The sequence below is a fragment of the Haloferax sp. DFSO52 genome, assembly GCF_048158745.1.
Taxonomy (GTDB): domain Archaea; phylum Halobacteriota; class Halobacteria; order Halobacteriales; family Haloferacaceae; genus Haloferax.
Window position 1 is genome coordinate 1 of sequence record NZ_JBLOPB010000002.1, and the last position, 19,609, is coordinate 19,609.

Consider the following 19,609-nt stretch of genomic DNA (forward strand, 5'->3'; position numbering starts at 1 on the left):
TGACACACCGACTCGAGAGCAACAGCACGCGCTCGAGTCGAGTCGGGTCACTACGTACGCACTACAGAGAGGTATCACCCTACACAGAGGCATCTTTGTCCGTCAGCACGCGCTCTGGTCACCCCCAACCAGGCGTCTCTCGGGGCACAGATACAGCACACCGTCAGGCTTAAGCACAAGACAGCGGTACGATTAATTGCGCCAAGGTGGCAGAGTTCGGCCCAACGCATCCGCCTGCAGAGCGGAACCCCCGCCGGTTCAAATCCGGCCCTTGGCTTTCTTATGCGAACGACAGTGAGCAGTCGTCGCCACACCGGATTGAACCCTGAATGGCGAGTGTAACGAGTCGTTCTCCGGTTCAAATCCGGCCCTTGGCTCTTTTGACCGAGCGTAATCATACGTGAGAGACAGTAGGCCGCGATTTGAATCAGGGAGCGGAGTGACCGTGGTTCAAACTCCGGCCTGTGGCTCTTCTATTGGAACTGAGCCCCGAGAGATATCGCGAGGAGTTGCGTTCTGAGCGGTAGCTCACACATTCGAGACGGAACAGCGTCACAAAAAATCGAGACGTGAGAGTTTCCCGTCGAGGGAATTACTGTGCGACGGTCACGTGACCATCGGGTGCCTGGTCTTTGAGCGTCTGCATGGCTGCACGGGCTTCTTGCCGAGTCGGGTACACCTCGATACTCTGCGCGAGGGAGTTGCCGTTGCCATCGACGAGTCGCCAGATCCACCCATCGTTCTGGTAGTTGAGTTCGAACGTCGGGTCGTCGATTTCGAGGACGCTCGCGGTGGCGACGAAGTCGCGAACGGTTTCGATTCGGTCTTTCGCTTCTGCTTGCGTCTCGAACGGTGTCGCACCGGTCGCAACAATCTGCTCGTTCTGGTCGAGCAGACGCCAGCGCCATCCATCGTCGTCTTCGAACAGTTCGAATCCGGCGTCGCCGAAGTCGATGGTGTGGGCGTCGGGAACGAGTTCTTTGAGGCGCTCGATGGCGTCGAGCACTGCTGCTCGCGTATCGTACTGGGCGGGGCTGCGGGCGTAGGAGTTCCGCTCGCGGTCGATGAGAACCCACCCGAACCCGTCGTTGTGGTGGGTGAGACGAATCGCAGCACCGTCGATTTCGAAGATTGGCGCACTGTCGGCGTTCGCGCGGAGCGTGTCGATATCACGGAGTGCACCGTCTCGGTCGGAGTACTGCCGGGTTCCCGTCGCGACCACTGCCCGGGAGGGGTCGAACACACGCCACGACCACGAATCGGTGGCCGCAAGTTCGATGGCGTAGGTTTCGAGGACGTTGACGGGTGCGTTGACCGCTGCCGTTCTGACTTCTTCGACGTGAGCGGCGGCGTCGTCGCGGGTGCCACGAGTCTCAGTTCCGTCGGCGATGGTTTCGTTTTCGACGGTGACGTAGCGCCACGCCCACTCGCCATCGTCGGTGTACAGCTGGAAGACTGGGTCTGCCATCTCGCGGACATCGGCGTCTGGCGAGAGGTCCACCAGCAGGTCCATCGCCTGTCGGGCCGCCTGTCGACTTGGATGGGTCGACGCGCCTTCTGCGATGAGATTTCCACCTTCGTCGATGAGTCGCCAGCGCCACTGGTCGTCGTCGGTGCGGACGAGTTCGAACGCGGCCGTCTCGATCTCGAGGATCTCGGCGTCGGGTGCTTTCTCCTTGAGCGTCTGCATCGCTTGGCCGGCGCCGGCCTTGGATTCGTACGACTGGCCACTGTCTGCGAGCACCGCACCGCCTTCGTCGATGAGTCGCCAGCGCCACTGGTCGTCGTCGGTCTTGTACTGCTGGAAGGCCGAACTTTCGAACTCCAGTAAGTCTGCTTCGGAGGCTTGCGAACGAACCGCCTGGATGATTTCACGGGCTTCGTCGGGCGTCTCGTAGCCACCTTCGCGGTCTGCGACGATGGTGCGGTCCGCGGTGACGAATCGCCAGTGCCACCCGGTCTCACCGGGGTAAATCTCGTAGTCGCCGGCTTCGATAGAGACCACGTCGGCGGTGGCCGCCGTGTTGGCGATGTTCGAGGCGCGGTGGACGAGCGCACCCGAACTGTCTGCCGACTCGGTGTTCCGAGCGACGATTTCTTCGGTGGAATCGACGAGTCGCCAGTCCCACCTGTTGGCCTCGGAGAACACTTCGAAGCCTGCACGGCCTTTCTCGACGACGGTCGCGTCGCCGATATCTTCGAAGAAGCCGTCGGCGGAGGCCTCTGCGAGTCGTCGTTCGCTGAACGTCGTTCCGCTCGTCGCGAGTTCTCGGTCACCCGAATCGACGACTCGCCAGCGCCACTGGTCGTCGTCTTCGTAGAGTTCTGCGCCGACATCGTCCAGTGCCAGCACGCGGGCGTCCGGCACTAACGACTGGAGGTCTTCGACGGCAGCAGTGGCCGATTCTTTGTCGGGATGGGCGGCGACATCACCCGCGAGTGATTGTCGGTTTTCGTCGATGACCCGCCAGTGCCACTCGTCGCCTTCGCGGTAGTAGTCGATGGCCGCACCGTCGATATCGATAATCGGTGCGCTCGGGCCGGTGTCTTTCGTGAAACTCACCGAGTCTTCGACGCCATCGCGTGCGCTGTAGACCGTTCCGCTCTCGGCGACGACACCACCGTCTTCTTGCATCAGCACCCACCGCCACTGGCCGTCGTCTTCGTAGAGACGGAATGCGGCCGTCGTGATTTCGAGCATTCCGGCCTTCCCGACGAGTTCGCGGACTTCTTCGACTGACTCTCGTGCCGTCGCACGACTCTCGGTCGTTCTGGTGCTGTCTGCGACGGCGTCTTGTTGAATCGCACGCCAGGTCCAATCTTTGTCCGTCTTGCGGAAGACGCTGAACAGCGTTCCCGTGGTCGAATCGCCGATCAAGACCGGCGGTTGGTCCGCGAGGTTCAGCAACTCGTCTTCGACGAACATTCCCTGTTTGCCGGTCACGACCGGAACCAACACTGCGACACCGGCGATGACGGCGATACCGACCGTATAGAGCGCGACGATTTCACTCGTGTAGTTCGCCCCACTGCGCCAGTGTTGTGGGTACGCGAACTGGAACGCGAGCACACCCAGCACCGACAACCCCGCCCCCCCGAGCGTGACCTGGACTGCTCGCCATCTGACAGGTAACAACAGGACGATACCGAGCATCGCTAGCGGCAGTCCCAGTGCCGCGAGTGTGACGGACATTCGCCAGTAGAAGACGTTGACGCTGCCGCCGGCGTTCGGAAGTCCCGTGAGGAAGATACCGACCCCGGCGAAACTCACGAGATAGCCGGTGACGAACAACCAGTAGCCGTACACGTCTTTTTGCGAGTCCGGTTCTCCGACGTATCGTTCGTACAGGCGGTATAGACGACCTTGTAAAACATTAGCGTGTGACATGGATGTTCACACGTAACAACTCACGAAAGTCACTAATAACGTTAATTGCCGATTATGCAGTCATATCAACGAACACGTACTGTTTCGACCGTTTTGCTGTCTGCGAAATTGGGCGTTTAATGACGGCTAACAATCACGAACTGCTGTTGTCGAGTCGCGATTCGAACTCGGTCACGGCAGCGTCGTCGCTCACGTCACGAGCGATTTCGAGCGCCTCGAGTATGGATTCTCGCGCTCGAAGGTCGGCTTCGACGGCCGAAAAGCAGTCGACAGCACGGCGGAGTTGGTCGAGCGCTTCGTCAGGCTGTCCAGTCGACCGGAGCGCGTCGGCGAACTGGGTACGACAGCGACCCTCGAGTTCGGTGGTTGCTGCGACGTCGGCGGCTTCTTCGAGGTGAGCAAGTCCACGTGCGATGTCGCCTGTTTCGACGAGGGCACACCCTAACGCGACTTTGGCGCTCGCCTGTTGTTCTGCTCCGAGTTCAGCCGCGCGTTCAGTTGCCGTGCTTGCGAGTGTGCGCCCCTCGTCGTACTCACCACGCTCCAGCTGTATTCGTGCGTGAACCGCCTGGAGTTCCACCTGTTGAGATTCGCTCGTCTCTCGATGTGTTGCTGCTTCGACGTGTTCGAGGGCTGCGTCGGGGTCGCCCAGTTCCAAGAGCGTCTCGGCCAACCCGTAGTGAACACGCCCACGAATCCACTCCGGTTGGTCGTCGAGGTCGTCCAACAGCGCGGAGTAACGACTTCGGGCGTCGTCGAGGTTACCACGGACGTATCTGACAGTCGCAAGGTTGCTCGACGACAGCGCGCACCCCATCGAATCGCCGATGTCGCGCCGAATGTCGAGAGACGACCGGATGTACCGCTCTGCGTCATCGAGCGACCCGTCTTCGAGTTCGATGACCCCGAGAACTGAGAGGCTCAGCGCCTCTCCCCAGCGGTAGCCGATGGCACGACGAAGTCGAAGACTCTCTCGGACGTACTCGCGTGCGATGTCGTACCGTTCGAGCGATTTCTCGGCCCCTGCGAGATTCGCGAGCGTACTCGCCACTTTGGTGTCATCACCGATGGCGCGTCGGTAGTCGAGTGCCGCTTCGTAGTATCGTTTTGCGGTTTCGAAATCCCCGAGCTGCGCTTCGATTCCGCCGAGCGCGTTCAGCACGTCACCGCGTCCAACGTCGTCGTCGATGTCCTCGTATCGGTCAAGTGCCTCGCGGGCGCACTCGCGGGCGCGGTCTAACTCAGCATGATAGCGAGCAATCTCCGAGATACCGGCACACCCGTCTGCACGCGCTCTGGTGAGTGTCTCGCTGTCGAGGTCGTCGTCCTCCAGGGTAGACAGTGATTCGAACTCGCGTCGTGCGCGGTCGAGTTCGCCACCGTTGACGAACATCCGGGCGCGCCACCGACGGACGTCGAGTCGGAGTTCTCCATCACACGCCTCGGGAACATCGACGCCCGAGTAGTCCGTCTCGGCGAACAGCGCCGAGAGCGTCGGGTTGTTGACGCCGAGTTGGAAGACGCTCTGGACGAGGCGGTCACCCCACGACTGGGGGTCGTCTTCGATAGTGCGGATGATGTCGGCGGTTCCGCCAAACACTGCCTGGACGCGCTGTCGTTCGTCCGCGTCGTCGACGAGCGACACCAGCGCTTCCAGACAGCGTTCGAATCGTCGTCTCGCCCGGCGCTCGGATTCGACGTCGAGGAGTCGCAGGAGGAACCGTGTCGACCACGTCTCGTGGACTGTCCGGACACGGTCGGTGTGGTCGTCGTCGGTGTGGTCGTCGTCGGTGTCGCCTTCGCTGTCGGTGTTGTTGTCACGGCCGGTGCCGATGCCGTCGTCGTTAGCACTGTCGGTGTCGGTGTCGCCGAGTGCCGAGTAGAGGACCGACCGCTCGAGTTCATCGAGTGCCGCTTCGATGAGCGGTTCGTCTCGTTTCGACGACGACAACGCGTACGCCAGGGGTGCGTCGATGTCGAGTCCGGCGGCGTTCAGGAGATTGACGAGAACGCCGACGTCGACGCCGAGTTCGTCGTCGACCGCCCGGAGGTCCTCGTAGACGCCATCGATATCGTCGAGGAGTGTCGTCGGCCCGGTGTCGCCGTAGGATGTCGTGCCGATGTACCGTGCGAGTCGATGGAAGAAGAGATACATCTCTCCGGGGGCGAGTTCGTCGTCTTCTCCGGGGGTCAGGTCGTCGGGGTCGACATCGAGTGGTTGGCCGACTGTCTCTCCGAAGTGAGCGACGATGCGTTCGCGTTCCCGAGCATCGACCGGCGGGACCGACACCACTTCGATGGCCTGCGTTCGGTAGGATTCGAGACGGGCAGACCCACGGAGGTGACCGTCTTGCCACTCGTTTTCTCGACTGTCGAGGAGGAACGTCACGTGGTCGTCGTCGGCAAACTCGCGGACGAGTTCGAAGATTGCGTTGGCCTCACTCCGCGTCGCGTCTTCGACGACGACGAGCGCGTGCCCCGGTGTCTCGGCGAGATACGAACTGAGTTGCGCAGTGGCGGTAAACGGCTCTCGTTGCCCACTCTTTCGGTAGACGACTGGGCCGTATTCAGACTCGTACCACCGGGTCGCGACGGACATACAGACCGTGCTCTTTCCTGACCCGGGTGGCCCGACGACGACGTGGTCGTCACCGGCGCGAATTCGGTCGAACAGGTCGTCGGTGACGTTCGCACGCCCATCCGGGGTGGGACGTTCGCGGTCCAGTGCGTATCCTTCGCGAACTTCACCGAGGTCGAACCCGGTTCGCCAGCAGGTGAGTGGTGCCGAGACGCCGACTCGGTCGAAGTAGTCCGCAGTGGGTCGGACGAACCCCTGTGCGTGGAGGATGGTCGGAAGGTGCGTCCCGTGAATCGACTGGGCTGCGGTGTCGTGGTCTGTCTCGTCGACGTGTGGCGTTCGCGCTGCGTCGGCGGTGCCGGCCGCGTCCAGTCCATCGTCTGTTGACTGCCCGCCGAGACCGAACGGGGTTGCGTCCGCCCAGATCGATTCGATGCGCTGTCGCCCCCACGCCGTTGCGGCATCGGCGGTGTTCTGGACGACACACCGGGGGCGTTCGTTCTCGTCGTAATCGACGAGGTTCAACTGGGTGGTCCCATCGACGACGGTCAGTGAGAACGAAAACGGGGGTGTCGAGCCCGTGCGAATCGCACTGTTGGCCGTGTTCTGCACCGTTTCGAGGAGGGCCGGAAACTCCCGCCAGAGGGTCGTGATGACCGACTCCGGTGCGACGATGCGACAGGAGTGGCCGTCGGCGACCCAGTCGGTCAGTCGCTCGATGAACGCGTGAATCGGCCGTCGAGCGAAGACGAACGTTCCGTGACTCGTCGACGCGAGTTGGTCTCCGAGAACTTCGATTGGGCGGTCCGGCGACGAACCAGCCGTAATCTCGACGTCGGCACCGACGAGTGCCTCGACGGGGAGCGGATAGTCAGACGCCTCTTCGACGAGGACCGGGTCGAGTTGCAGCACGTCGCTCAGATCGGATTGATACGACTGAAAGAGCGACAGGAGATACTCCCCCTTCAGCGAGGTGGTGTAACCCTGCTCGGTTTCGGCGACGAGTCCGGCCGTGTCGAGGTCCTTCACCGCCCGGTCGACTGTCGACCGAGAGCAGTCGAGTGTCTCGGTCAATTCGCGTTTGTCGAGCCGACGCTCGTCCAGTACCCGGAGGAAGTCGACCCTGTCGAAGACGAGTTTGATGAGCTCCGTCTCGACGGAACTGTCCGAAGTCACCGTGTGCTATCCCTGCGCTCCCGCTGGGTCGTGGACTGCCCTGTGTCCACTGGCCCCGTGCCCTGTGCCCAGTTTTCTTGCTCGCTGCCCATTTGCCCTGACATTCGCCGCTTCGGGTTAAAATGCTTGTTCGACGAGTACTCACGACGGCGTGTTCGGCAGCAGCCACAATATGTTGGGTCTGCGTGTCGGCGATGGTGGTGAACGTCTCCGTCCTCACTCCACAGAAAAGTAATCGTTATACGCCGTGTGGCCCATGCCGAAACCATGCAACGACGCGCCGCGATCATCTCCGTCGTGTTCTTCCTGGTCATCGGTGCCGGTGCATACTCGCTCATCGCGACTGCATCGACGCCGGCGGTCAGTTTCGAGAACCCCGAGTACTCGCTGGCACAGGGAGACGAGTTCTCCGTCCCCGACAGTGACCAAGCGTTTAATGTGTCGTCGATTACTGAGGAAGAGGAATCTGGCGGACACGGTGGCGGCACCACCCTCGTCCGTTCCGGAGAAATCACCTACGTAAACGAATCATCCCGCTTCACCGAGTCGTGGGACAACGCGAGCACCGTCACGCTCGACGGCACGGACTACCGTATCGAGATCGAGAACGTCTCGGACCCGTCCGAGGCGACGCTCGTCGAGCTTCGCAACGATACGGCCATCCTGCAGAACGACCCGAACGCCGACAACGAGACGGTCACCCGAGACGGTGAGCGCTACGTCGTCGTCAACGACTCGACGCTCGTCCCCGCCGAGGAGTACTTCCCGGCCAACGAGACGCGCACCATCGCCGAGGGTGACTCCTTCTCGTACAACAACGAGTCGGTCACCGTCGCCGCCGTCGAATCCTCCGGTGTCACGATCGAATGGTTCGCTGCAGAAGAAAAGACCATCACCGTCGACAACGAAGCGAACGTGACCGTCGGCGGACAGCAGTACCTCGCGTACTTCCCCGACGGCGAGACGCTCGTCCTGACGCAGAACTACAATAGTTACGAAGCGCAGGTCCACAGCATCGAAGAGTTCCACCTCTTCGAGAACGGCCTGTGGGGCGTCGTCATCGTCGCCTTCACCACCGTCGTCCTCCTCGCTGGGATGGCGTTCATGCCGTCGCGGTACTGAACACCGCGTCTCACGTTTTCCGGGCACTCGTCACGCTGAGCCACGCGAGCGCGACGCCGACGCCGACGGCTGCAACTCCCCCGAGAATCTGAATCGGGGCCCCGACTGTACCGAGTGCAGTATAGCGCCACGGCATCACGGCGAGCGTCCCGACGCTGTAGAGGGCGACGAACACGCCGACTGCGACTACCATCCACGTCTTCCACTGGGCCGCCGTTCCTCGTTTCATCTCTTGAGACATTCACCTCGGGAGAAGAAAAACTGAGGGGCATATCGAGTCGAGGCCAGCGGAATGAGGAGACGTCACTCCATGTTCGTGGATAGAGGCTCGACTGAGAGACCACCATCTAGCCACAGTCGAGAAAAACTCTGTTCAACGAAGTCGTTGTTCGAGATGAAACGAAGGGGTTGCGCGGGGGCACAAATCCTCGAAAAACGCGGGTGAAACGAGGACGAGACAGAACCGAAAAACGAGGCGAAGAGCCTCGATTACCGGCGGAGGAAGTCGAACAGCGAGTAGTCGTGGTCGGGCTTGTAGGTGCGGAACAGGAGGCTGTTCGCGAGCACCGACACCGACGAGAACGCCATCGCGCCGGCGGCGAAGACGGGTTGTAAGAGTCCGAGCGACGCCAGCGGAATCATCGCCGTGTTGTAGCCGAGCGCCCAGAACAGGTTCTGCTTGATTTTCGCGAGCGTCCCCTCGGAGATACGGATGGCCTTCACCACGTCCTGTGGGTCGTCGCGCATGAGCGTCACGTCGGCCGCTTCGATGGCGACGTCGGTCCCCGACCCGAGTGCCGTGCCGACGAACGCGGCGGCGAGAGCGGGCGCGTCGTTGACGCCGTCACCGACCATCATCACCTTCGTGCCGTCTGATTGGAGTGATTCGACGGCGTCGGCTTTGTCTTCGGGGAGGACGCCGGCGCTGACGTTGCTGGGGTCTATCCCCACCTGTGCGGCGACGGCGCGGGCGGTCCGCTCGTTGTCGCCGGTAATCATGTGGACCTCGGTGCCGCGCTCGTGAAGTGCGCTGACGGCGGCTTTCGCAGTCTCTTTCACCTCGTCGGCGTCGGCAACGATACCGGCGAGTTCGCCGCCGACGGCGACGAGCATGGCGGTCTTGCCATCGTCTTCGAGTTCTTGCAGGGCGTCTTCGGCCGGCGCGGGGTCGATTCCGTCGTCCGACAGCAGTTTGCGGTTGCCGACGAGCACGGGCTGGCCATCGACAGTCGCGCGGATACCGTGTCCGGGGACGTTCTCGAACTCGTCGGGGTCCGAGAGGTCGAGACCGCGTTCTTCCGCTCCATCGACGATGGCGCGGGCGAGTGGGTGTTCGCTGTTGCGTTCGGCGGAGGCAGCGAATCGAAGGACTGCGTCTTCGTCGAGTGCGCCTTCCTCGGCGGTGACGACGCCCGACCCGTCTGCGGCGGGTCCGAGTGCAACCACGTCGGTCAGCGTCATCTCGCCCTTCGTGAGCGTGCCCGTCTTGTCGAAGACGACTGTCTCCACGTCTCTGACTCGTTCGAGGATGTCACCACCTTTGAAGAGGACGCCGTTGCGGGCACCGATGGCCGTCCCGACCATCGTCGCGGCGGGCGTGGCGAGGCCGAGGGCGCACGGGCAGGCGATGAGAACCGCCGACGCGAAGACGACGACGGCGAACTCGAACGTCGAGACGGTTCCACCCGCGATTGCCGGGCCGCCGGCGACGAGGCCCCAAAGCGGGAGCGACTGGACGAAGCCGGCGAGCGTCTCGGGGAAGAGGAACCAGACGGTTCCCCAGACGAGCGCGTTGAAGATAACCGCCGGGACGAAGTACGCAGAGATGCGGTCTGCGAGGTTCTGAATCTCGGGTTGCCGACCCTGTGCCTCCTTGACGAGCGAGACGATTTGCTGAATCGCCGTCTCCGAGCCGACTTTGGTCGCCTCGACGACGAGGACGCCGTTTTGGTTCACCGTCGAGCCAACGACTTCGTCACCGGGTTCCTTCGAGACGGGGACCGACTCGCCGGTGACCATCGATTCGTCCACGGCGGAGTCGCCATCGACGACGACACCGTCTGTCGGAATCTTCTCACCCGGCCGCACCTTCATCCGGTCGCCGACTTCGACGTCGTCGAGCGGAACCTCACGTTCGGTTCCGTCGTCGTCGACGAGCGTCGCAGTGTCTGCTTCGAGTTCGAGCAGGGTGCGCAGCGCCTCGGACGCCTGTCCCTTCGAGCGGGCTTCGAGGAAGTTTCCGAGCGTGATGAACACGAGGATGAGCACGGCGGTGTCGAAGTAGAGACTCCCCGCGAGGAGGCCGACGAGGACGGCGACAGAGTAGAGATACGCCGTCGACGACCCCATGGCGATGAGGACGTCCATGTTGGCCGTCCGATTCTTCACGAGCGCCGTGTAGGAGTTGGCGTAGAACTCGCGTCCGAGGACGACTTGCACCGGCGTCGCGAGGGCGAACCCAAGCCATCCCAGTGGGATGCCAGTGCCCGGAATCGTCTCGGGGAGTCCGGACGTGGTGAACAGTTCCAGCGCGAGCATCACTACCAGCGGTGCCGCCAGTGCTGCCCCAAAGAGCGTCAGGCGTTTCTGGTGTCGAATCTCGTCGTTTCGGGCGGCATCACGGGCGTCTTCGCCAGTGTCGTCACCACCGTCGTCGCTCTCGCCGTCGCGGATGGGCGTGTAACCGGCGTCTTCGACGGCCTGATAGAGGTCGTCGAGCGTCACGTCGGCCGGATTGTACGTCACCAGCGCTTCGTCGGTGGCGAAGTTGACCTCCGCATCGACCACGCCCGGCACCGACTCCAGCGACTTCCGGTTCGCGTCGGCACAGTTCGCACAACTCATCCCGGAGATACCGATACTCCGCGTCTGAGAGACGGCCTCGTAGCCTGCCATCTCGATGGCGTCGTACACCTCCGCGAGCGATACCTCGTCGGAGTCGTACTCGACAGTCCCCTCGTCGGTGGCGAAGTTGACCGTCGCCGCTGATACCCCGTCGAGTGATTCGAGCGTGTCCCCGACGGTCCGCGAGCAGTTCGCACAGCTCATGCCGCGAATGTCCAGGTGGGCCGTTCGGCTACTCATTACCTACGTGTACGGGTCCCTCTCTTACCTGAATTGTGCCTTGCAAACCGGGTGTCATCGAACAGGCAAACTTTGGATTCGAAGGCGAGATTCCAGATTCGGTTTCCTCTCAGTCGTCGTTCGCGCCCGCTCCCGCTTCGAGACGGTCGTATCGGTCCTCGAAGCGACCCAGACAGGACGAACAGCAGAAGTGATACAGCGACCCACCGATGCGAGCGCTCTCGCCTTCACTCGTGACGGTGTTGCCGCACTCGGCACACTCCAGTGCGAACCCGGTTCCGTTAATCGTCGGCGTCCACTCGGCGGATTCGACGAGGCGAACCTCGTACTCGCGGACCTGCGAGAGGTCGACGAGTTCGTTCAGTTCGGCGCGCGTCGCGTCGTCGTCGAGTCTGGCGTGAAACGTCACTTCGCCGTCCACCGAGACGAACAGATGTTCGACCTGGTCGGCACTGCGGAGGTCATCACGCACCGTGCTGACGAACTCCGGACGGACGAAGAGGCGGACGAGGACGGGCGTCCCACCGGAGAGCGTCGATTGGTCGATGTCGACCGTGAATCGTCGGATGATTCCCTCGTCGCGGAGTCTGTCGATTCGGTCGGAGACGGCCGGGGCGGAGAGACCAACGTCGTCGGAGATGTCGCTGAACGGTCGGCGCGCATCCTCGGCCAGGAGTTCGAGGATTCGGAGGTCTGTCTCGTCGAGGTCACGCATACCGACGCTTGGGGATGCGAAGTGATAGGCATTTCTCGAATTTGACTTTCGATTCGAAGGTGAGATGGCCGACTGAGACGAACGATGTAAAGAGTAATTCACAAAGTCTGGAAGGCCGTAGCTCTCACCGATGAGTACGACCATCACCGTGACCGGTATGACGTGCGAGCACTGCGAAGGACGCGTCGAAGACGCACTTACCGGCGTCTCCGGCGTGACCGATGCAAACGCCGACCGTGAGGCCGACAGCGCGACCGTCGAAGGCGACGCGGATATCGATGCGCTCGTCGCCGCCGTCGAAGACGTCGGGTACGACGCGAGTGCGTAAGGACACTGCCGACGCCGTTCCCTCGCCACTTCCTTCCCCGGTTTCTTTCGGACGCCGTCTCACACTCCTCGACTCGGTAGTGTGTTTCGTCGTGTCATGTTCTCCGACTGTGTGACGAGCGGCAAATATCGTTTTCACGCTGGCACTGAGAGAACGGATGGGGGAATTCATGCCCCGAAACGAGAAGACGGACGACCGGTCGAGTCGTGACGCAGACACCAACTCGCGTCGTGACAGCGGAGGAGCGGACGAACACGCCCCGGATGTAGACGAGACCACAGGACAGCCGAACCGCATCGCTGAATGGCTTGCATCGACGGCGGTGTGGGTCGGTGTGGGGGGAATCGGTATCGTCCTGTTGCTGTTCGCTCTCGGCCAGGCCGTCGGGATTCCGTTACTCTCGATGGCAGCCGAGGCCGTCTCGTCACAGACTGGCCGGTGGCTTGTGGTGGCACTGTTCGCCCTCGCGCTCATCGGACTCGCCGAACGGGGAATCTCGTACGCATAGCGTACGACTCTCCGACTCCGTCTCTTTTCTCGTCGTCGCCTCCGTGACTCTCGTGTCTCACGAGATGCTGGCCCCGTGATAGTATTTAAACGCTGGCCCATTGAAGCCGAACCCCTACGCGGGAACCGCGTCGAGTGAGTGTATGAACTCGATGTACGCGTGCTCTGATGGACGGTACTACACCGAACGCGACAGACGGCGCAACCTCGAATCGGGATGGTGGACACTCTGCGTGCGTGACGCCGAGACGGGTGTCGAAGTCGTCTCCGACCCGTACGACGTCGTGGTCCGACTGGAACCGCTCTGCGGGACGGCCGTCTCCGAGTCGGGTCGGCAGACGCGCGAGTATACGATTGGTTGACGGACGATGGTTGGCTGGCGGGCGAAAATTGATTGACGACGATGATTGATTGACGGACGACGATTGGTTGACGATGGCCCGTGCTAGACCGTGCTCTCAATCGGTGGCAGTGACAGGACGACTGCTTCGCCAGTGAGAACCGTCTCTGTCGTTTCGGCGACTGTCTCGACGCGAATTCGGTCGTCTCCTAGCGCTTCGACGACTGTCGCGGTGACGGTGACTGTCTCGCCCGGCCGAACCGGGTTCACGAATTCGATGTCTTGAGAGAGATAGACGATCTCGCCGGGGAGGTCACCGAGGGCAGCGCTGACGGCACCGGCAGTGAGCATCCCGTGTGCGATACGGCCTCCGAACATCGATGCTGCAGCGTGTTCGTCGTCGAGGTGGAGCGGATTCGTGTCGCCGGTTACGTCAGCGAACGCTTCGATTCTGTCGGTGGTCACGTCGAGTGTTGCTCGAGCCGTGTCACCGACGGTTGCGGGTGCCATACGAAACGGACGCGACGGCGGGCCTTCTACACGCGGGTTACTATCAAACTCCGCGACCAGTAGCTTCCCTCACACGACCGCCCTTCAGATACAAGAGGCTCCACCGCTAACCCCGACTGTGCCTACTCCGAGCGACGACGACTTCCAGACGCCACTCCCGACTGCCCCAATCGACGACACGCCGACTGTCTCCTGTTCTCGCTGTGGGACCGAGTGGGACCTCACGTACGAACTGGACGAGCTCAAACTCGGCAACCAGTCCGTCGAACAGTTCGCGCTCGACCATCACCGCCACACCGGTCACTTCCCGGACGACGTGTCGCCGTGGGTGACGGATTGCCAGCAGTGTCCGGACGGAGAACAGTTCCTGTCAGAAGGGGCCGCACAGCGGTGGGCGCGAACGCATGCCAGACACGCCCGACACGAGGTTGCCCTCGAACACGCAGACGAACAACACATCGTCACTCCCGAGTGAATGAGGGGCGAGGGCGTTCGCCCCTCGTCGGTCGGGGTGTTCGTAGAAGGACAGAAGGTGCCGCGTTAGACGTGAATATCACGCACCGTCGCCGCGTTGACGAGATCGTTCTTGTCGAGCGTGGGGACGCCGCACACGTCGAGTGTTCGCCCGTTCGCACGGTAATCGGTGTGATGGACGACGTCCGCGATGGTGATGAGCGAGTCGATGGCCGGCGTCTCGACACCCGCGGCGTCACCCATCTCCGACAGTGGGACGAGGCCGTACGGAACGTCTTCTGTGACGTACCGATGGTCGAGTGAGTCAGGTCCCTGAATCGGGCCGTGAATCTGGCTGATGCGAATCGAGTTGACAGTTGTCGCGTAGTACTCGTTCTCGCCGATGCCGTACCAGTCGAGGAATATCTCGCCGACCGACTTGATATCGTATCCGAGCGCCTCGCCGATTGCGATTCGCTCCTCGTCGACTTTCGTCATGACGCGGCCGATGGAATCCGTGACGTTCTGGTAGAGGTAGTACTCCTCGTCCGGCGACTCGATTTCACCCGCGTTCAACAGCGCGCCGACGGGGTGGATGACTGGGTTGGCGTTGTAGAGGCTCGTCTCCAGAACACTGTCTGCTGCTTCGATATCCGTGGGGAAGGCGGCGTCCATCAGGTCAGCGAGTTCTTCGGAACACGATGCCGGGAGTCCGGCGACGATCAATTTTTTCTTGAACCCGAGGACGTTGACGCTGCTTGGACTGGTCTTTCGGACTGCGTACGCGAGCGACGGCGTCTCGCCGAGTCGAATCTCCGGGGCACCAACGTCGTCGAGGAGACGACGGTATTCGAGTGCGCTCATCGTGTTTGCCGAGAGCAATACGAGCGCCTGTCCTTCCGAGAGGTGCGGGCCGACGGTTTCGACGAAGGCTCGGAACGCGAAGTTGGGAACCGCCTGTAAGACGAGGTCTGCGTCGGACACTGCAGCGGCCGGGTCTGAGGTGACTGCCACCGGTTTTGCGTGACCTTCACTCGCCGCACCGGAGATGTCGATTCCATCGTTATCGCGAACTGCGTCCAGATTCGACTCGAACTGTGGCAGTTCGAACAGCGTTACGTCGTGACCAAGAAGCGTCAAATCTGCCGTCGCCGCGAGGCCTCCTGCGCCCGCACCGAGTACTGTGATATTGAGTCCCATATTCGGGGCTTCTACCCCAGACACCTTAATAATTACGGGTAGAAAAGTTATGAAATAAAGTAGCATATTTGTAAATACCGCTGGAAAGCGGCTGGAGACACGGCGCTGAAACAGCGATTAGCGCCAGTCTACATACTCGTCGAATCTGGATATCGAGAGCCCCTCGTAGTACGACGTCGGGTCGTCATCGAGGAGTTGAGCGGCGATGATTTTCCCTGTGGCCGGCGAGAGCTGAATTCCGGAGGTGCTGAAGGCCGCAATCGAGAAGCCACGGACGCGAGTCCACCCGACGACCGGATTCATGTCCGGTGTCGAAGACCGAATCCCGACCCGTTCGTCGACGATATCGAACGACTCGGCCTCGGGAAGGAGTGTGTAGAGCGTTTCGAGCCCCCGATTTCGAATCTCTTCGGGCACCGTTTCGCCCCACGCGTCGGGGTCGTACTCGGTCGCGTCGTCGTACCCGCCAACCGGGTGGTGGGTCATCATGATTTTGCCGTCGGCGTTCCTGCGGATGGTGAATCCCGACTCGTGGTGTGTAATCCACGGGAGCGTGTACGCGAGCGGTTCCGATGGTTCGAGTTCGAGAACCGGTGCGAGCGTGTGTTTGACGGGGATGTCGACGCCGGCCATCTGCGAGACCTGCTGGTTCCACGGCCCAGCGGCAGCGACGACAGCCTCCGCAGGTTCGAACTCGCCGTCGACGGAGAGTCCAACGAGCGTTTCGTCTTCGACGTGAAGGTCGGTGACGGTCGTGCGCTCGTGGAATGTGACGCCGTTGTCGCGGGCACGTTCGATGAACTCGGTCGCGAACTCACACGGCCGGACGTACCCGACATTTGGTCTGTACACCCCGCCGACGACAACGTCCGTGTCGAGGAACGGGAGGAACATCGACTTCGGGAGTTCGTCGCTGGAAAGATAGTTGACCGGCGACGTGTCGGCCGATTTCCCCCTCGCGTCGGCGAGTCGTTCGCCGCGCGTTTCGACTGTTTGGCGGAGCGCGTCGGCCCCGTCTTCGGTCGTCGCAACGTCGAGACGCCCCGTGGCGACGTATCCGGGTGACGCGCGCGGCGATTTCATGAACTCGTTGTACTGCTCGATGGCGTACCGTTTCATCCGGTATTGGGTCTCGTCGCCGTAGAATCCGAAGAACGCGAACGACTTTCTGGTCGTCTCGTTCGCAAGGGTTCCTTTCTCGTAGACGTGAACCGGTTCGTCGGTACGTTCGCTCAAGTGGTAGGCGATGCTCGCCCCGACGATACCGCCGCCGACGATGTGGTACCCGTCGCCGGCGCTCATCGGCCGTCCTCCATCTCACCAAGTGGGTAGAAACACGCTGCTTCGTGGTCTTCTCCCATCGATTTGAGCGTGGGGTCTTCCGAACACCGCTCTCCCTTGTACGGACAGCGGTTCTGGAAGTTACACCCGTGTGGGAGGTCAATCGGCTTTTGAATCTCGTCTTTGATCTGTATCTCCGGAATCTCGTACGACGGATCCGGGACGAGCGACGCCGACTGGAGCGCCGAAGTGTACGGATGCTGTGGGTTCGAAATCACTCGCTCGGTGTCGCCGAGTTCGATGAACCGACCGAGGTACATCACGGCGATGCGGTCGGAAATCTGCCGGAGAACGCCGAGGTGGTGCGAGATGTAGATGACGGAGATCTCGCGTTCTTCGATGACGTCGCGGAGAATCGAGAGCACTCGGCCGCGGTTCGATGCGTCGAGCATCGACGTCGGCTCGTCGGCCACGAGTATCTCGGGGTTGACGCTGAGCGCCGCCGCGATCGAGACACGCTGGAGTTCCCCGCCACTGAGTTCGTGCGGGTATTTGTGGGCGAACTCGACCGGGTTGAGCCCCACCTGTTCGAGTGCGTCGTGCGCACGCTCTGTGAGTTCGTCGTTGGAGAGATCCATAAGGTTTCGTGGACCTTCGGAGACGATTTGCTCGATGCTGTGCGTCGGATTCGACGACCCGAACGGGTCCTGGAAGACGTACTGAATCTCTTTTCGGAGTTCTTTCTCGCTGAGGTCGCGGTATTCGACGCCGTCGATGTACACTTCACCGTCAGTGGGTTCCGTCAGGAGACTGAGCGACAGCGCAGTCGTGGACTTCCCACATCCGGACTCGCCAGCGAGGCCGAGAACTTCTCCCGCTTCGAGGTCGAAACTCACGCCGTCGACTGCTTTGAGCGTCTTGCTCGACGAGAACAGTCCACCGCCGACTTCGTAGTACTTCTTGAGGTCTCTGACCGACAGTTTTGGCTCCGTCGCGTTGTCGGTCCCCGTGCTGCTCGTTGGTCGGTTCTGCTCGGCGTGCTCACTGTACGTAGACATCTTGTGACTCCTTCCGCATGGCTTCCATCTCCTCGGTGCTGAGATGACAGGCGACGTGGTGACCGTCCGTCTCGGTCAACGCTGGCGTCTTGTCACACTCTTCGAACTGGTACGGGCACCGACCCTTGAACTTACATCCCTCGTGACCCGCTCTGATGGTTGGCGGTGACCCGGGGATGTGACTCGACGGTTCGTCTTTGTCGATGTGCATCGTGCTGTCGATGAGTCCTTTCGTGTACGGGTGCGACGGGTTGTTGAACAGGTCTTCGGCGTCGCCGAACTCGACGAGTTGCCCCGAATACATCACGCCGAGTTTGTCCGACATCTGCGCGACCAACGGCAGGTCGTGCGAGATGAGCAGCAAGCCGAAGTTGTTCTCACGCTGGTGGCGTTTCAACCACTTCAGAATGCGCGTCTTCGTCAGCAGGTCGAGTCCGGTCGTCGGCTCGTCTGCGAGGACCGTCCCCGGTTCGAGGATGAACGAGTTTGCGATGAGAATTCGTTGGACCTGCCCCCCACTCAGTTCGTGTGGGTATTTGTCGATGACGCTCTCGTCGAGACCCATCTCGGCGATGCGCTCGTGAATTCGCTCGTCGACTTCGGTCTTGCTCACGTCGTCTTCGTGGACACGAATCGACTCGGCCAGCTGTGAGCGAATGGTGTATATCGGGTCGAGTGAGTCCATCGACGCCTGTGGGATCGTCGAGACTTTCTGGAGTGCGTAGTCGCCACGGAACTCCTGAATCGGGAGCTCGAGGATGTCGGTTCCATCGACGCGAATTTCGCCCGACGGAATCGACGCGTTCTCCGAGAGAATCCGCTGAATCGATTTCAACAGGGTGGACTTTCCACAGCCCGACTCGCCAACGATGCCGACGATTTCGTCCGAGTCGACACTGAGCGATACGTCGTCGACGGCCACGACCGGGCCGCCGTCTGTTTCGTACTGGACAGTGAGGTTTTCTATCTCTAACATCAGTTTTCACCCCGAAGCCGCGGGTTGGTGAGGCTCTCCAATTCCTGGGAGATGAGCAGCAGTCCGACGATGAGGCTCGCGATACCGAACGCAGGGAATGCGAACCACCACGGTGCAGACATCATCATCCCCGAACTCCAGACGCTCTGGAGCATGATTCCCCAGGTCACCATGTTCGGGTCGACCAGTCCGAGGAACGCGATGCCCGAGACGGTCAAGAGCCCCCACGCTGCCGACAGCGGCAGGTACACTGAGATAAGTCCGAGCAGGTTCGGGAAGATGTGCTGGTAGATGATTCGCGTCTCGCTCGCGCCACGGGCTTTCGCCGCGAGCACGAACTCTCGTTCCTTGATGGACTTCGTCTCCGACCGGACGACACGGGCGATGGTGCGCCAGAGGACGACACCGACTGCGATAGTAATCACCGCAGGGCTCTTGCCGATGATACCACCGACGACGAGGCCGAACGGGAGAACAGGCAGTCCCATCGCCATGTCGGTCAACGCCATCAGCCCCTCCTCGACACGACCGCCCATGTACCCGGCGACGAGACCGATGTTTCCGCCGATGGTGATGGTGACGAACGCCGAGAGGAACGCGACGAGGAGCGCCCACTTCGTCGATGCGACGAACTGCAACAGGACGCTCTCTCCTAGCCACGTCGTTCCGAACGGGTGCTGGAGCGACGGTGCCATCGCGCCGGTCGAGACCGTCTTGTGCGGGTCCGGAATCAGGAATACGCTGAGTGCTGCGAGCAGCAAGTACGTCCCGACGATTCCGAGTCCGACCGCGAGTTTTGGACGGGCGAGAATGCCGTCGTCCGACACGTCAGCCAGCGCTTCGAGGCCCCCAAACCCGATTCCCGCGCTGGAGGAGACTTCTTCTTCTGCCAT

The 19,609-nt window shown here is 61.6% G+C and carries 16 protein-coding genes and 1 tRNA gene; 6 read left to right on the top strand and 11 right to left on the bottom strand.

Annotation, left to right across the window (positions count from 1 at the left end):
* Positions 1–200: 200 nt before the first annotated feature.
* Positions 201–277 (top strand) — tRNA-Cys (locus tag ACK3SC_RS09695).
* A gap of 315 nt (positions 278–592) precedes the next feature.
* Here the strand turns inward: ACK3SC_RS09695 and ACK3SC_RS09700 are convergent.
* Both ACK3SC_RS09700 and ACK3SC_RS09705 read right to left on the bottom strand, forming a co-directional pair.
* Positions 593–3,388, bottom strand: coding sequence for a DUF1508 domain-containing protein (locus ACK3SC_RS09700; protein WP_416839975.1), 2,796 nt, complete (start codon positions 3,386–3,388; stop codon positions 593–595).
* Between the two features lie 133 nt (positions 3,389–3,521).
* A complete protein-coding gene (locus ACK3SC_RS09705; protein ID WP_416839976.1) occupies positions 3,522–7,142 on the bottom strand; it encodes a tetratricopeptide repeat protein in 3,621 nt (1,206 codons plus the stop codon).
* Positions 7,143–7,409: 267 nt separating this feature from the next.
* On the opposite strand from ACK3SC_RS09705, the gene ACK3SC_RS09710 reads away from it, so the two are divergent.
* Positions 7,410–8,264: a hypothetical protein gene (locus tag ACK3SC_RS09710; protein ID WP_416839977.1), complete on the top strand. Its 855-nt coding sequence runs from the start codon at positions 7,410–7,412 to the stop codon at positions 8,262–8,264.
* Positions 8,265–8,274: 10 nt separating this feature from the next.
* Here the strand turns inward: ACK3SC_RS09710 and ACK3SC_RS09715 are convergent, their stop codons facing one another.
* The 3 genes from ACK3SC_RS09715 to ACK3SC_RS09725 all read right to left on the bottom strand — a co-directional run bounded on the left by ACK3SC_RS09715 (position 8,275) and on the right by ACK3SC_RS09725 (position 12,063).
* Entirely contained in the window at positions 8,275–8,493 is a 219-nt protein-coding gene (locus tag ACK3SC_RS09715) for a hypothetical protein (protein ID WP_416839978.1), read from the bottom strand.
* A gap of 260 nt (positions 8,494–8,753) precedes the next feature.
* Complete coding sequence (locus tag ACK3SC_RS09720) at positions 8,754–11,348, bottom strand: heavy metal translocating P-type ATPase (protein WP_416839979.1); 2,595 nt, start codon at positions 11,346–11,348, stop codon at positions 8,754–8,756.
* Positions 11,349–11,457: 109 nt separating this feature from the next.
* Positions 11,458–12,063: an AsnC family transcriptional regulator gene (locus ACK3SC_RS09725; RefSeq protein WP_416839980.1), complete on the bottom strand. Its 606-nt coding sequence runs from the start codon at positions 12,061–12,063 to the stop codon at positions 11,458–11,460.
* 130 nt (positions 12,064–12,193) lie between these two features.
* Between ACK3SC_RS09725 and ACK3SC_RS09730 the strand changes: the two genes are divergently transcribed.
* The 3 genes from ACK3SC_RS09730 (at position 12,194) to ACK3SC_RS09740 (ending at position 13,260) form a co-directional block, all read left to right on the top strand.
* Entirely contained in the window at positions 12,194–12,391 is a 198-nt protein-coding gene (locus tag ACK3SC_RS09730) for a heavy-metal-associated domain-containing protein (RefSeq protein WP_416839981.1), read from the top strand.
* 169 nt (positions 12,392–12,560) lie between these two features.
* Positions 12,561–12,899 carry a hypothetical protein gene (locus ACK3SC_RS09735; RefSeq protein WP_416839982.1) on the top strand — a complete coding sequence of 113 codons (339 nt, stop codon included), beginning with the start codon at positions 12,561–12,563 and terminating at the stop codon, positions 12,897–12,899.
* Between the two features lie 142 nt (positions 12,900–13,041).
* Positions 13,042–13,260 (top strand): hypothetical protein, encoded by a 219-nt coding sequence (locus ACK3SC_RS09740; RefSeq protein ID WP_416839983.1) that lies wholly within the window; start codon positions 13,042–13,044, stop codon positions 13,258–13,260.
* An 83-nt stretch (positions 13,261–13,343) separates the two neighbouring features.
* Here ACK3SC_RS09740 and ACK3SC_RS09745 read toward each other — a convergent pair whose 3' ends face one another.
* Positions 13,344–13,748 (bottom strand): MaoC family dehydratase, encoded by a 405-nt coding sequence (locus ACK3SC_RS09745; protein WP_416839984.1) that lies wholly within the window; start codon positions 13,746–13,748, stop codon positions 13,344–13,346.
* Between the two features lie 118 nt (positions 13,749–13,866).
* On the opposite strand from ACK3SC_RS09745, the gene ACK3SC_RS09750 reads away from it, so the two are divergent.
* Positions 13,867–14,223: a hypothetical protein gene (locus ACK3SC_RS09750; protein ID WP_416839985.1), complete on the top strand. Its 357-nt coding sequence runs from the start codon at positions 13,867–13,869 to the stop codon at positions 14,221–14,223.
* Between the two features lie 65 nt (positions 14,224–14,288).
* Here the strand turns inward: ACK3SC_RS09750 and ACK3SC_RS09755 are convergent, their stop codons facing one another.
* The 5 genes from ACK3SC_RS09755 to ACK3SC_RS09775 all read right to left on the bottom strand — a co-directional run bounded on the left by ACK3SC_RS09755 (position 14,289) and on the right by ACK3SC_RS09775 (position 19,609).
* On the bottom strand, positions 14,289–15,401 hold the full coding sequence (locus tag ACK3SC_RS09755; RefSeq protein ID WP_416839986.1) for an NAD/NADP octopine/nopaline dehydrogenase family protein: 1,113 nt from the start codon (positions 15,399–15,401) through the stop codon (positions 14,289–14,291).
* A 117-nt stretch (positions 15,402–15,518) separates the two neighbouring features.
* On the bottom strand, positions 15,519–16,703 hold the full coding sequence (locus ACK3SC_RS09760) for an NAD(P)/FAD-dependent oxidoreductase (protein ID WP_416839987.1): 1,185 nt from the start codon (positions 16,701–16,703) through the stop codon (positions 15,519–15,521).
* Entirely contained in the window at positions 16,700–17,740 is a 1,041-nt protein-coding gene (locus ACK3SC_RS09765) for an oligopeptide/dipeptide ABC transporter ATP-binding protein (RefSeq protein WP_416839988.1), read from the bottom strand. The genes ACK3SC_RS09760 and ACK3SC_RS09765 overlap by 4 nt, the downstream gene beginning before the upstream one ends.
* Complete coding sequence (locus tag ACK3SC_RS09770) at positions 17,724–18,716, bottom strand: ABC transporter ATP-binding protein (RefSeq protein ID WP_416839989.1); 993 nt, start codon at positions 18,714–18,716, stop codon at positions 17,724–17,726. Before ACK3SC_RS09770 ends, ACK3SC_RS09765 begins: the two co-directional genes overlap by 17 nt.
* Positions 18,716–19,609 (bottom strand): ABC transporter permease, encoded by an 894-nt coding sequence (locus tag ACK3SC_RS09775; RefSeq protein WP_416839990.1) that lies wholly within the window; start codon positions 19,607–19,609, stop codon positions 18,716–18,718. The genes ACK3SC_RS09770 and ACK3SC_RS09775 overlap by 1 nt, the downstream gene beginning before the upstream one ends.

Coding starts and splice junctions, on each gene's coding strand:
- ACK3SC_RS09700 (WP_416839975.1), bottom strand. CDS start 3,388: ATGTCACACGCTAATGTTTTACAAGGTCGTCTATACCGCCTGTACGAA.
- ACK3SC_RS09710 (WP_416839977.1), top strand. CDS start 7,410: ATGCAACGACGCGCCGCGATCATCTCCGTCGTGTTCTTCCTGGTCATC.
- ACK3SC_RS09715 (WP_416839978.1), bottom strand. CDS start 8,493: ATGAAACGAGGAACGGCGGCCCAGTGGAAGACGTGGATGGTAGTCGCA.
- ACK3SC_RS09720 (WP_416839979.1), bottom strand. CDS start 11,348: ATGAGTAGCCGAACGGCCCACCTGGACATTCGCGGCATGAGCTGTGCG.
- ACK3SC_RS09725 (WP_416839980.1), bottom strand. CDS start 12,063: ATGCGTGACCTCGACGAGACAGACCTCCGAATCCTCGAACTCCTGGCC.
- ACK3SC_RS09730 (WP_416839981.1), top strand. CDS start 12,194: ATGAGTACGACCATCACCGTGACCGGTATGACGTGCGAGCACTGCGAA.
- ACK3SC_RS09735 (WP_416839982.1), top strand. CDS start 12,561: ATGCCCCGAAACGAGAAGACGGACGACCGGTCGAGTCGTGACGCAGAC.
- ACK3SC_RS09740 (WP_416839983.1), top strand. CDS start 13,042: ATGAACTCGATGTACGCGTGCTCTGATGGACGGTACTACACCGAACGC.
- ACK3SC_RS09745 (WP_416839984.1), bottom strand. CDS start 13,748: ATGGCACCCGCAACCGTCGGTGACACGGCTCGAGCAACACTCGACGTG.
- ACK3SC_RS09755 (WP_416839986.1), bottom strand. CDS start 15,401: ATGGGACTCAATATCACAGTACTCGGTGCGGGCGCAGGAGGCCTCGCG.
- ACK3SC_RS09760 (WP_416839987.1), bottom strand. CDS start 16,703: ATGAGCGCCGGCGACGGGTACCACATCGTCGGCGGCGGTATCGTCGGG.
- ACK3SC_RS09765 (WP_416839988.1), bottom strand. CDS start 17,740: ATGTCTACGTACAGTGAGCACGCCGAGCAGAACCGACCAACGAGCAGC.
- ACK3SC_RS09770 (WP_416839989.1), bottom strand. CDS start 18,716: ATGTTAGAGATAGAAAACCTCACTGTCCAGTACGAAACAGACGGCGGC.
- ACK3SC_RS09775 (WP_416839990.1), bottom strand. CDS start 19,609: ATGGCAGAAGAAGAAGTCTCCTCCAGCGCGGGAATCGGGTTTGGGGGC.